The 13,813-nt window shown below is 38.0% G+C and carries 6 protein-coding genes; all 6 read right to left on the bottom strand.

The window, feature by feature from the left end:
• Nucleotides 1–16 precede the first annotated feature (16 nt).
• Entirely contained in the window at nucleotides 17–2,335 is a 2,319-nt protein-coding gene (locus ABS764_RS04760) for a DUF5703 domain-containing protein (protein WP_408080501.1), read from the bottom strand.
• Between the two features lie 147 nt (nucleotides 2,336–2,482).
• Entirely contained in the window at nucleotides 2,483–3,916 is a 1,434-nt protein-coding gene (locus ABS764_RS04755) for a sialate O-acetylesterase (protein WP_408080499.1), read from the bottom strand.
• A gap of 56 nt (nucleotides 3,917–3,972) precedes the next feature.
• The gene (locus tag ABS764_RS04750) at nucleotides 3,973–7,386 is read right to left on the bottom strand and encodes a glycosyl hydrolase (RefSeq protein ID WP_408080497.1); all 3,414 of its coding nucleotides are present in this window, start codon (nucleotides 7,384–7,386) and stop codon (nucleotides 3,973–3,975) included.
• Nucleotides 7,387–7,487: 101 nt separating this feature from the next.
• Nucleotides 7,488–10,766: a glycoside hydrolase family 2 TIM barrel-domain containing protein gene (locus tag ABS764_RS04745; protein ID WP_408080495.1), complete on the bottom strand. Its 3,279-nt coding sequence runs from the start codon at nucleotides 10,764–10,766 to the stop codon at nucleotides 7,488–7,490.
• Between the two features lie 234 nt (nucleotides 10,767–11,000).
• Nucleotides 11,001–12,128, bottom strand: a complete 1,128-nt coding sequence (locus ABS764_RS04740) for a glycoside hydrolase family protein (RefSeq protein ID WP_408080493.1) — start codon at nucleotides 12,126–12,128, stop codon at nucleotides 11,001–11,003.
• A 58-nt stretch (nucleotides 12,129–12,186) separates the two neighbouring features.
• Nucleotides 12,187–13,806 carry a hypothetical protein gene (locus ABS764_RS04735; RefSeq protein WP_408080491.1) on the bottom strand — a complete coding sequence of 540 codons (1,620 nt, stop codon included), beginning with the start codon at nucleotides 13,804–13,806 and terminating at the stop codon, nucleotides 12,187–12,189.
• Nucleotides 13,807–13,813 lie beyond the last annotated feature (7 nt).

Below are 13,813 nucleotides of genomic sequence, written 5' to 3'. Positions count from 1 at the left end.
ATTCAGATAACATTTTCTATTTTAAATTTATTTTCTCTGTTAGACTTTTTCCTAACAGATTTACGATATCTTTTTCTCTTTCTTTTGGATAAACTTTTAGCAAAGTTAGTTCACCTTTTTCCAATTGCACTTCGACAGTGGTGTTTTTTGGTGCATGCAATTTAAAATGCACATCCCATTCTTTTGGCCAGGCGGGAAAAATATAAATTTGGTTTCCGTTTGTTTGCAAAAGCATTTCCTGCATGCCTATCATTCCGCTGCCTCCCCAATTGTGATCCGGAACCCAGTCAAATCCCGGGCCCCAAAAAGCTGGGAATCTCCTTTCGGAATTCGCCATTTTCAGCAAATTATATTTGGCTCCTTCCTCAGTTAATCCTAATCTTGCTGCAAAAATATTATCCTGTTTCCAGCCCACATGACTTCTGAATTTAATAGCATCCGTGTCAAATTTCCAGGTATTCAAGGCTGTTTCTAAATCCGGTTTTCCCAATCCGTGAATTTTCCAAGGATAAACCGAATACAATTGTGGCACCTCTGAATTATTAATACGTACCCAAAGTTTGGCTGGAGCCAATGTTTTATGTCCATCAAATTCTCTGTAACTCAAAGGAGGAATTCGGTTTAGAAAGCCTTTCAAATAGTCCACCTCGTCTTTTGATAATTTGTTTTCCGATTGTCTCAAAAACTGTTCCGTAATTACTTTTAAAGCTGAAATAGTGCTATTAGCATTATAGGCCATTTTATAGGTTTCTGCACCAGAACCCGGATAAAGTATCAAGTGACCATCATTGTCCAAGGCTTTTCTCCCTCTTTGTTTTGCCAAATATTGGTAATGTTCGTCAAAAAATCGCAGACAACTCATAATAAACGAATGGTATTTTTGAATATCCTCGCCAGCATATTCTTTTTGTTGCAACATCATTTGGCAAAATTCCAAAACGGTATCCCATTCGTATTCTAACCACGCATTGTATTCCATACCGGGATCATAATCTGCCGGACGTTTCCATTCGTATTCAGCAGGATTTGGTAACCCAAAATTTTCCAATTGTTCCGTAAAAGAAGCGCCGCCATGATTCCAATATACCTGAGAACGCAGTTCGGCATTTTTTTGTAAACTCAAGTAATAATCCAATTGGGATTTCATCATATCAAAATCACCACTTTTCAACATTGGAAAATAAACCAATCGTTGGTTTTGCTGTGTCATAGTTCCTCCGCCCCAATTCCTGAAATCAGGAGTAAAATTTAAATCTTTGTTAGTAAAAACCGGATCTACGGTAAACAAGCCACCATTGAATTTAGTTGGGTATTTTCCATACGCATTACAACCCAACATATAACGAAACAATTGATAATTCTGTCCGATTTGATATACGGAATCATTTTCACTTTTAGATTTTTGTGTATAAATAAAAGAACGATTCCAGAATGCATTCCACCAGTCAACGGTTTTTTTCTCCTCTTTTTTATAATTCGCAATTTGTTTTTGTAATTCCTTTTTCCACAATGCAGCATCTTCCGATTGATTGGTATGCAACTGGATTTGGAACGCTTGCTTTTTAGAAGCTTTGATACTTTTGAGTTGAAACCCTTCAAAATCAGTATCCTGATATATTCCGTGATAGGTTCTGTTAGCTTTTAAATTTTTACCAAAAAGCTTCCCACCAAAAGTAAGATTCGCCAATGGATTCATCATTTGTTCCTTAACCGATTCCATTTTTTGTTGCTTCACCGCAACATCAAAAACCGTATGAGCTCTGTTTCTGTGATAAAATTGCACCCCATTCCCTTCCAATGAAATAGAATCTTTATAAGTTACAATTTCGCCTTGTGGAGCCCATTTATAGGAATTGGCATTATTGGCTTTGCCTTTAGATTCTCTGTTTTTGTAACGCCAACTTTCATACGCTACTTTCATTTCGGTTGGTGTTTTACTCCCAACTTCAACATGAATTACTGGATTGAATACATCTACCCAAAGTTTCACCGTAGTTCCGTTTTGAGAAATTTTGATATTCCCCTCTTTTAGAAATAATTCCTGCTTAAAACCATCCTTGCCCTGAAAAGGATTCGGACTTAAACTCACTTTTACTCTTCCTAATTTCAGTAAAGTGTTGTGCTCATCAAATGTTCCGGAACGGGAAAAATAGAAATACAAATCCCCTTTTTCCACCCAAACATTTGCACCAATATCGCCACCACCCAACGGCATGGATTCTGATGAATTATTGCTTTGCGTATTCCATACCTGATTGTAAGTATCAAGCACAGGAAGTTGCGCTTTGACACAAAGCGTTAGAAATAGTAGAAATATGGAAATTAAATTTTTCAAACTTGACATTTTTTAAGTCTTACTTGTCATTCAGACGAAGGAGGACACGAGCATTAGCGAACTGGCGAAGCAATCTTCGTTAGTTATTTCCGTTGCGGAGATTCCTCCTTCGTCGGAATGACAAAATTGTGTGTATTTTTATATCAATTACCAATTATCAGTTCTAAACGACGAAACAGGTAATCCACCCGTGCTAAAAATTTGTGCCTCGGCAACATCTTTAAATAAATAACGCACCGCAACCGGATTGGTCACTTTATCCGATTTTAACACCACCGACTTTCTTCGTACTTCTGCTTTTGCCGGATAAAACACTTTATCTTCACCAGCTATTTCACAACCAGTAACTTCTTTCCCATTTGCTGTAATTCCGTTAGGAGCGTTATCAAAAGCAACTATTACCGAACCTTCTTTGATTTCCATTGCTTTATATTCAGGACTTTCAAATTCAAAACCACTTAGACCATAAGTTTTAGTCAAAGCCAAATACCCCAATCTGCTTCCTCCTGCTTCTTTATGAATAGGATGAATGTTATTTTCTTCGCCAATATCCATCAAAACTGCCATTCCTGAATTCGGAATTTCTTTTGAAGCTTTTAATTGTGCTTCACGCAAAAAAGCCGAATTGTATTTTTCCAAATAATCATTCGGATGAAATTGTGCATAATTAAAAGGTGCAATCTGACAATAATAAAACGGAAATTCTCCTTGTCCCCAAAGTTCTCTCCAGCTGCTCACCATCTTTTGCATTAAAGCTGAATATTCCGCAGCTCTTTCATAATTGGATTCACCCTGATACCAGATACATCCCTTGATACCGTAACCAATAACCGGGGACAACATTCCGTTAAACAAAGTCGTTGCCACACGATTTGGGTCTTTGGCCAAATCTTCTTTTTTGGTTGGAATTTTGGCACTGTTAAAATCTTTCAGCATTTCCTGATTCATCCAGGCTTCCATGCTTGAACCACCGTAAGAAACGTGAATTAATCCCACCGGTACATCTAATACTTCATGCAACAACGAACCAAAATACCAGGCAGTGGCACTAAAATCTCCTGTAGTTTGTGGCCCTGCTGCGTTCCATTTCCCAACAAAATCTTCATTTGGTGTCAAAACAGTAGCACGTGGAATGGTGATAAAACGAATTTGATTATTTTTCGAATGCACAATGGCCTCGTTTCCTTTATAAACAGGCTGACCCGGAAATCCTTTCAAAGGCATTTCCATGTTGGATTGTCCGGAACACAACCACACCTCACCTATCAAAATGTTTTGAATCTTTTGAGAAGCCTTACCATCTGAAACTGAAATTTCATAAGGCCCACCAGCAGCTGGTGTTTGCAAGGCAATTTTCCATTTTCCTTCCTTATCGGCTTTGACCTCGTAAGTTTTAGCATCCCAGGAAGTTTGGATTTTTAAGCTTTGATTTTTATCTGCCCAACCCCAAATAGGAGCCTTGCTTTTTTGTTGCAACATCATATTATCCGAAAACAAAGCCGGTAATTTAATAGCTGCATTTATTTGGAAGCTTCCAATTAAACATACAAACGCAATAATTGATTTACTAAAATTTCTCATTTATTCTCATTTAATCGCCACAAATTTGTGAATTTGTGGCAAAATTTATTTGTCCTTTATTTTTCACTTTCTAATGTCACTGGTCCAAGCAATCCTGCTTTTAACAAATTTTCACTTTCTACCAATCGGTAGCGAGCAAGTGTCCAGGTCAATCGGTCTTTTTCCGGTAATTTCTGATCACCAATTAATCGGTTTGCCCAGGTATTCGTCACCTTAATAACAAGGGTGTTTTTTCCTTTTTTCAACGCTTTTGAAATATTGGTTCGGTATGGAAAGGTCCAAATCGTTCCGCAATCTATTCCGTTTACGTTCACTTCGGCAAGATTAGCTATCGAACCTAAATTTAAATAAACAGCTTCTTTTGTATTTTGATTCCAAACAAACTCCTTCGTATACACCGCCGTTCCCGAATAATATTTAATACTTTCATTTTCCGATGTGCTCCAATCAAAAAGCAAATTGATTTTCAAGGTTTTTTCCGGCCCTTTAAAATTGGAATCAAATTGTAAATTCCAGTTTTCATCCAAAGTCTTAACCGTTTCATAATGAAATATATTCGAACCATTTTCAGATTTCGAAACTGTGGTTTTTTCTTTAAAAATAATAAAACAAGATTCGTTTTTATCCAATTCCAATGGAATAATTGTTCTGCCATTCTTAACTTCCCATTGTTTGACAACAGTGGTTTCATCCGTCACCGGATTGTAAACCGATGGAATTTTACCGCTTTCGCGAAAAGAAAAAACAACAGATCGTTTTTCTTCCAACTGATTAGAAATAAAATAAATTTCTTCATCGGCTGCTCTTCTGTGTGTCCAGGCTATAGAGCCTCGGTCATTAGTTGTTGCATCCTCAAATAACAAATCGGCATTAATTCCAATTTTAGAAAAATCAGTACCTAAAAATGGAAGTTGGATTACTGTTCCTTTTCCTAATTGTCTTGAGCCGGAAGTTGTATTTTTATCATTCGACCATAATTCATCTAAAACATTCTCCCATTTTTTAGCTTCGTCGGCAGTTTGAAAACTTGGTGCGTCAATAGGTTTTTCGTCAATAAACAAAGTGGCACCATCTTTGACTAATTGCAGCATTTTTTCAGCTACCGCCAATGAAATAATATTATTGGGAGCCATTCTTCTGCTTCCCGGAAATAATAAAGCACCATATTCAATTCCGCCACCAAAACTCACTTTTCCATTTTCAACTTTGGCTCTGTTCAATAAAACATCAGCATTAAAAGAATCATATTGGTAACCATTCATTGGATTTATCCATTGGGATAAATCGGTATTATTTTTAGAAAAAGTAACTTCCTTAGGCATTTTGGTTGTCGGCTGACCTTCATTCTCCAATCGGATTTTTTCACTTGCCGCTCTTTCCTGTCCAAAAACATTGGGAACAAAAGGAAACAATCGATCAGGAACTAAGGAACGGGAAGGCAAATCTTCACCAATAAAAACAGCCAAATCCACTACGGGTTTTCCTTTTTGCAATTGGAATTGTACCCTTTGACAATAATCAAAAAATGCTTTTCCTGGTTTCCACCAGGTTTGGTCTCTTTGGAAAAACGAACCAATATCGTCCAAAGTCATTCCCGGTTTTCGGTCTAACCAAGGATTATGCACAAAAACATGATAGAAAAAACGGTTGATTCCCAATGCATAATTTCGATCGGCAATTACTTTTAAATTCCCCGGATGCTCGTCCCAATCCATTCTTAAAGCTGTAAAAGCTTCTGCCTGAATGATGTCTTTTCCATAAATATGTCCGCCTGAAATGGCATCTAACATATCAAAAGGTTTATCATGCGTAGGGCTTTTTAGCCAAAACTCACCACTTGGATAATCTACATATTTAAAATGCAACAAACCATCACTCATCATTGTTGGCGCTACATTTTCAGAGCTGAATTTTACCCTATTTTCTTTAGCTATTGTTGCCAGAGTACCAAAAAAATTATCTCCGACTAATTCGGCTATGGTTTTTCGAACATCATACAATACTTTTTCGGTAGTAGCAGCACTTTCGATAGGAATTCCAGCGATAACCGGTAAATAATCTACAATATCATAACCTCTTCTTTTTTTGAATTCCCCTTGAAAAACTGAAGACCAATTCTGGCTTCCACATTCCCAACTATCCAAATGTAAAATTTCCAATACTTTCGAAGTCAATTCCGGTCCGGCAGTACGAATGGCTTCTCCAAACCAATGGTCGAGTTGAAAACGAATCAATTTCGGATTGAATTTATCCACTTCCAAACCTTTTCCTGCTCCACCAGTTGCATTTTCATGCCCTGTTGACGTATGTCCCATGCGAATGATTTTCCATTTCCCTTTTGGTGCTTTCCAATTTAAATTACCATTGGCATCCACAAATTGGGAAACGTTGATAAGGTCTGATTTAGGAAACGCATCGGAATTTGGAATCAATGCTTCTGTAGTCGCTGGCGCTAATCGCCATACTGCTCCCGATTTTCCTTCGTAATTATCAATTACAAATTGATTGGAAAGGGTGATTTTGCTCACTTTTAAATTCGCCTGATTCCATTTGGCAAAATCCAAATCTTCTGCTCCTGGTTCTGTTCCAGCCGGGTCAAAAACAAATCGAAAATATTTAGCCTTAACCGCTTTTATAGCGCTTGTGGTTCCGTAATCCGTATTTTGCCAACCCTGACGCGGTGGTTGTAATCGTTGATGAAAACTAAAATTCACCCCATCATTACTGGTTTCAACAATCAAACGTTGTGCTTGAAAGTCCAATCCTTTGGTTTGAATATTGATATTTCGGCATAAAAACGGACTGGCAAATTCGTATAAAATCCAACCTTTGTTGCTGATTTTCAAATTTCCGTCTTTTGATGGATCTGCTAAAAAAGCGGCTTCTTCTCCATTGGAAGTGCTCACCTTAGGAAGGATATCTTTCGAATTTTGTTCCCATTCTTTTACCGGAATTGCATAAGTAGCAATGTCCTTATAAAAATCTTTGTAATGTTCCGGAACAGGCAATTTTACAGCAACTTTTTTACCTCCCGTGAATTCAGTCGTGGACCAAACCACCTTTTGCATCGACATTTCTGGCGTAATCCAAGGTCCACCGGCAACTGCAAAACCATCTGCGGCATGAAAAGCTAGTTTTACGCCCAATCGATCAGCTTCAATAAAAGCCCATTTCACCATATCCCAAAATTCTGGACTCAATTGCAAAACCGGAGGCGAAATTAAAGGCGGCTCAGCAGGTCCTTTGATGGTCATTAAATAAGCACCTTCGATTCCTGCTTGTTTCATGGCTTCTAAATCGGCAGTTATACCCACTTTAGAATAGGCCGATTTCATCCAATACCAATACACCCAAGGTCTGGACGATTCGATGGTTGGCTGAAAAAGTGCATTTTCTTTTTTATGAAGCTCCTGTGCAGAAAGCATTCCCGCAAAGAGTAAGAGTAAAAAGATGATTTTTTTTTGAAACATTGCTGTTGTTATTATCCGTTTGAATTGTCATTGCGAGAAAGAAAGCAATCTCACTTAGTTACTCTCTCTATGTGATTGCTTTCTTTCTCGCAATGACCTCATTAATACTTAAATTTCTTTAAACTACTTTCCAATTCGTTTTTGGAACCTGTGAAAGGAACCAAATAAAAGCTGTAATTATAATCCCCGGAAGGAATTTGATATTTTTCCATAGGTGCTGCTACTGGTGACCAACTGTCATTTCCGCCCACGCCCATTTGTTTTAAATCAATATTTACCGTTAGGAAACCAGGATTCATGAGGTCAAAAGTGTGTTTGGCTTCATCCAAATTCTGTTGTGTGTAAGGCCAGGCGCTCATACTTAAGTTTTGCTTTTCTTTCACAACAAGCACGCCAGAATTCTTTATTGGCGTGGTAAAAGCCATCCAACGCACTTCGGTACGATTGCCATTTTCCTGCGGCATTACATAAGGCTCAACGAATTTATCTATTGGCAATGCATATTTCCCAATAGTGAAACCAAAACTACGATCGCTGTAATTTTCTAATTCCCCTTTCCCGTACCATGAAATTTGGTCGAAATCCTGATTGATACCCATTTGCATTCCAATTCTAGGAATGTTCGGCAATTTAGAAGTCGCTTTGAGTTGGTAATCCACTTTTATAATTCCGTTTGGATTTATACTGTACACTACTTTTACCGCAGCACTGTCTTTAATGATTTCGTAATCACTGCTAATTTTTATTTCAGCAGCTGATTGCTCCATTTTTATATTTTTCAACATTGGCTTAGCCAAAAACCATTGTTTTAAAATTTTATGAGGTTTCCAGCCTTTGCGGTCATTATCCGTTAAGGCACGCGTGAAATTTGGCATTAATGCGGATTTTAACTGCTCTTTGCCTTTGTACACATACGAACTCAAAGCTCCATTTGCTCTATTAATGCTAATGCTAAAATCAGTTCCGTTGATGGTGTACGCCTCTTTCGTTTCTTGTAAATTGCTTTTTTGTTTGGCTTCCGCCAAAGTAACTTCGGCTTTCTTTTGCAACAAAAATTGGTCTGTAGCAACCGCATAGCCTTTAGATGCCCAAAATTCATCTTTAGAAAGTTGGAATTCGATATTCAAAAAGTATTCTGAATCCGATTTCATTTTAGGAAGGTATTTTTTCACATCCAAAATAAAATCAGTTCCGGCAGGAATATCAAGCGGTTTCAGAACAACTTCCTTAATCACATTTCCATTCTCTAAAACTTTCAAAACCGGAATAAAATCACTTAAATTTTGGACCGTTTGTCGATTGTGAATGGTCAGTTTATCAGCATTTAAACTAGAAGTTGCCGGTTGATAAATCCATTTGTTTTCAAACATAGCTGCTTTTGGTCTACCATCAGCAGCCACCATTCCGTTGATGTTGAAATTTCCATCGTGTTTTTTCTCTCCAAAATCACCTCCGTAACCAAAATATTCTTTTCCGGTTTTTGTGTCTTTACGAAGCAAGCCCTGGTCTTTTAAATCCCAAATACAACCACCAATAACTCTTGGAGTCGAACGGAATTCATCCCATAATTCTTTTAAATTCCCTGTAGAATTCCCCATCGAGTGCGCATATTCAACAAACAAAATCGGACGGGTGTCTTTCTTTTGATCTACCAAAAACTTAGGTGTAAATACACCCGGATAAAAACGGCTTACCATATCTACATAAGGTTCATCTTGCGGATTTTCAAAACGATGTGAGTGATCAACGGTTTTAGGATAACGGGGATCCAATGGGTCGATATACCCATCCAAACGTGGATTTCCTTGTGCTGGTTCGTAATGCACAGGTCTGGTAATATCATAGTCATGTGTCCAAGCTGCCATAGCTGCATGATTAGGACCTTTACCTGCTTCATTACCCAAACTCCACATCACAATACTTGGATGGTTTTTGTCACGATGTACCATTCGGGTCATACGCTCCAAATAAGCACTTGTCCAAAGCTGATCATTGCTCAAATGACCTCCTAAACCATGCGTTTCCAGATTGGCTTCGTCCATCACCATCAGACCGTATTTATCGCATAATTCATAAAAATAAGGATCATCGGGAAAGTGAGCAGTTCGCACAAAATTGAAATTGAATTTCTTCATCAGTTTTACGTCCTCTTCTAAATCCTGATGATTGACCGCCTCTCCTCTTTCAGGATGATGCCCGTGATGATTGACGCCATATACATACGTTTCTTTTCCGTTAATGAGCATTTTGCCATTTTCTTTCGAAAATTCTATTGATCGAAAACCTAATTTGCAACTTTTCACCTCGCTAATACTTCCATCAGGATTTTTTAAGGTAATTACCAAGGTGTACAGATTCGGTTTTTCGGCGCTCCATTTTAAAGGATTTTTAATAGTTTCCTGGAAAAAACCAAAACGTACTTTGTCCAATCGTGGCGATACTTCTTCAATGATTTCAGAAGCTTTTCTCACTAAAGCTTTTTCAAACAAAGGTTTATTTTGAGCATCATACAATTGTACTTCAAAAGTTTGATTTTTGATGGTATCTCCTGTAAAATTATCCAAACGAGGACGCAATTGGAAAACGGCATCTTCATAGTTTTTGTCTAATTTGGTTTGGTAAAAGAAATCGGCAATACGTAATTTAGGTTCTGCCATCAAATACACTTCACGTTGAATTCCGCTTAAACGCCAATGATCCTGATCTTCCAGATAGGAACCATCGCTGTAACGCAGGACACGAACTGATAAAAGATTTTCTCCTTTTTTAAGATAAGGTGTAATATTGAATTCAGAAGAATTAAAACTATCCTGTCCATAACCTACAAAATCGCCGTTTACCCAAACCTGAAATGCCGAACTTACGCCACAAAAATGAAGACTAACGGTCATTCCGTTCCAATTTTCAGGAACCGTAAATTTACGTTGGTACGAACCTACAGGATTATCGTCCTGAGGCACGAAAGGTGGATTTACCGGTCGGAAAGAATACACGGCACTTTTATAAATCGCCATTCCGTAACCTTTCATTTCCCAGTTCGATGGAACTTCAATTTTGTCCCAGCCTTTTACTTCTTTTTTATAAAAATCCTGAGGTGCTTCTTGTAAGTTTTTGGCAAATTTAAAATCCCATTCACCATTCAGCATTTTGATTCTGCTTTTAGCTCGATTTCCTTCTAAAGCATCAGCAACCGTGGCATAAGAGTATGAAGTTGCTCTTGCCGGTTCTCTGTTGATGCTGGTAATCATTGGGTTTTCCCAGGGATTAAAGGAATATTTCTGCGGAATTCTTGGAATTCCGGCAGGTTCACCCGTAACCAGTTGTGCCTGTATTAGGCATGAAGTTAATAAAGTAAAAACTAGTATTTTAAATTTATTCATCTTAGAATACTCTATTGGTTTATTTCACGCAGATTCTGCAGATTTTGCAGATTCTATTCTTTTAAATTAATTAATTTTTAAATGCCAAAAAGCAATCAAAAACTTCATCTCTAGCCCCGATAGCAGTGGAAATCCTTTTCTTTTTTTATAAAAAAGAAAAGATTGAAACGAATAGCGGGACTGTTGTTTCTGATAAATCCCCAATCATTCTGCTACAAAACTTGCTATTTATGCTTATTTCTTCTTTTTCTCTGGCGGAGCAACAAAATTCAATTCGCTTTTCCCTAAATCCTTAGACGTTGCTACGGCTATCCCTCGTTGTTCTGCTTTGTTCACGGCACAATAAAAATGATAAACCACACCATCGTGTTTTACCACAAAAGATTTGTGTGCAAATAGATTATCATAAGGTTCTGAGGACTCCACTAAATTGTCACCTTCCCAATCTTTCCAATGGATTAAATCGTTCGAAACCGCAAAGCGGTTAAATGCTCCCTGATCCCAACCAGTCCAAAAAGCGCCAAAATAGAACATCACCCAGGTGTCATTAATACGCTGAATATAAGCATCCCCGGAGATTCCTCTATGATGATTGATTAAAGGTTTATCACCGTATCGTTCCCAATGCTTCATATCGTTAGACACTGCCATTGCAATACGCTCAGCTCCTTTAGCAGGATTCAAACTATCGCCACGGGCATTGTAATACATAATAAAATTGTGTCCTGTCATTTTATCTTTATCACGAATCACACTATTTTTATACATCGTACTGTTGTCCCACCAACGCACATCTTTGTCTTTTGGAGTGAGCACCGGATCGGGCAAACGTTCAAATTCGTGGGGTTTTGTTGGAGATTCTTTAGTATAGGCCATTCCGATTGACAAAACTCCTGCTTCGTAACCTTTAGTATTTCCGCCAAAATAACTCATCCAGTATTTGTCATCGTATTTATTCCATTCATACGAACCGCCCCAAGTATAATCCTGCAAAGCAATATATCCTGCTTTTTGATTCACATCCCAATGTGTTTCATCTTTAGAAAAAGACATTACTTTTCCAAGATGTTTCCAATTTAGCAAATCGTCACTTTCGGCAAGCCAGGTTTCGTAACCTCTTCCGTCATAAATCAAATAGGTCATGAACCATTTGTCTTCTTTACGAAAAACCGAAGGACAATCCATCTTATAGGAATTGTCTGTGGGCACCATCACCAAACCGTATTTATAAGGCGTTTTGATTTCGTTATAAATCTCATTCATAACGGTATCAGTGATTTCACGCTTCTTGTAATGTGTGGCACAACTGGCTAACATAATCGTTGCCATTGCAACAAACAAATATTGTATTGAGTTCTTCATTTCCTGCTCTTTATGGACAATTCTTTTGTCTCTTATCTTTATTCTTTTCTCTATATTCTTATTTCAATTCCTTCAATCGCTGCTCCATCACCTCACGATTCAATTTCAGTTTTACCATTCCGGTAGGATGGAAACGTTTTTTCAAATCGATAGCATTGTACACGATGGTATACACATCATTTCCTTCAGGAATTAAACACAAAGGAGTGCGCATGATATCCCACCATTTATCAACCTTAGTTTCTATTGGCCAATAATGCGCTTCCGACCAATTCACTCCGTCTTTAGACAACGAATACCCCATCATATTAGGCAAATGATGTCCCCAACCGTCAGGTCCGCCATCAAAAATGGCGATGTATAAACCATTTGGCAACTGACTCACAATCGGATTCTCGACAAACAAGGGATGAATGGTTTTTATAGGTTCCAAACCTTTGTTTAATCGTGTCCAAGGACCTTCTAAACTATTGGATTCTGCTAAAGCTACAAACCAGCCTTTTCCTGATTTTTTTGGATAATCAGCCCAAGAAGCAAATGGATAAGCACCGCTGTAAAATCCAAAGTATTTATCGCCCACTGGATAAGGGAAAAAAGAAGCTACTCCCTGACGTCCTTCCCAAGGTTGTGAATCTAATCCTGGCTCCATAATAATTCCGATATCTTTGTAAGGACCTGCAATTCCGTCAATGCCTGCTACCGTTGACTCACAACGCCAAATACGACCAAAAGAGTGATTTGGTTCTATTTCTTTATGAACGGTGTAAGCCAAATAATAGCCGTACCATTTATTTTCTTTTTTACTAAAAACCGGCATATACGACCAAATTGCCGCACGACGATCGTTCATTGGATTATCATCTTCGGTAACAGCATAAGTTCCGCTGGCTTGTAAAATAGTCGATTCGCGTTTCCAGTGAATGGCATCTTTACTCGTCCAGTGCCCAATCTTGGTCTTTACACGATCATAGTACATTTCCACTCCTTTTTCTCCGGCTCTTTCCGTTGGAAACATATGATAGGTGTCGCCCACTTTTACCACACGACCGCCTTCAAAACCTCCCTGAATACCTTCTGTACCCGGAAAACCTTCATCAATAACAGGTTTATTTTCGCCACCGATAATTTCAAATAATGGTTTCTCATCTGAAAATCCTTCTACGATAAATGTTGGATTCCACAATTTCCCGTCAGGGAATTCGGCATTTCGTGCTACTAAAGCCTGCTTCATTTTGACCACACCTAAAACTGCAAAAAGTCCTTTGGCGTTGGGTAAAATAGTGTGAATTCCTTTTTCATATGAAAGCGCATAAACATTAACAGCTGGCAATCCTGTGATAGTTACGCCATTTTGTAACAATAAAGTCGCTTTGTAAGGGGAATTATCTAACTGCAAAAATTGCTCATTTTTTTCCTGAAAAATCCCTACCAACACCACCGATTTTTCTTTTAACTTAAGACGCAAAGGCGACTTTGTTCCGTTTTTGTATAATTCTAATGGAATTTCAACACCTGTTAATCCTTCTAATTCAGGTGCTAATCGCACAATATTGTTTTTACTGTTCGAAAAAACATGGGCATATTGAGTTGTTTTGAATGTCTTGTAATTAGACTTCACCACATCAAAAGAAGCGGATTGCCATGCAATGTTTTGAGCGTTTACCAAAGTAAAGCACATTATAGAC

The sequence above is a fragment of the Flavobacterium plantiphilum genome (assembly GCF_046000495.1).
Taxonomy (GTDB): domain Bacteria; phylum Bacteroidota; class Bacteroidia; order Flavobacteriales; family Flavobacteriaceae; genus Flavobacterium; species Flavobacterium plantiphilum.
This window is presented reverse-complemented; position numbering and strand designations above follow the sequence as displayed.

Bases quoted from the DNA above. Each gene is read 5' to 3' on its own strand.
- ABS764_RS04750 (WP_408080497.1), bottom strand. From the start codon at position 7,386: ATGTTTCAAAAAAAAATCATCTTTTTACTCTTACTCTTTGCGGGAATG.
- ABS764_RS04740 (WP_408080493.1), bottom strand. From the start codon at position 12,128: ATGAAGAACTCAATACAATATTTGTTTGTTGCAATGGCAACGATTATG.
- ABS764_RS04745 (WP_408080495.1), bottom strand. From the start codon at position 10,766: ATGAATAAATTTAAAATACTAGTTTTTACTTTATTAACTTCATGCCTA.
- ABS764_RS04755 (WP_408080499.1), bottom strand. From the start codon at position 3,916: ATGAGAAATTTTAGTAAATCAATTATTGCGTTTGTATGTTTAATTGGA.
- ABS764_RS04735 (WP_408080491.1), bottom strand. From the start codon at position 13,806: ATGTGCTTTACTTTGGTAAACGCTCAAAACATTGCATGGCAATCCGCT.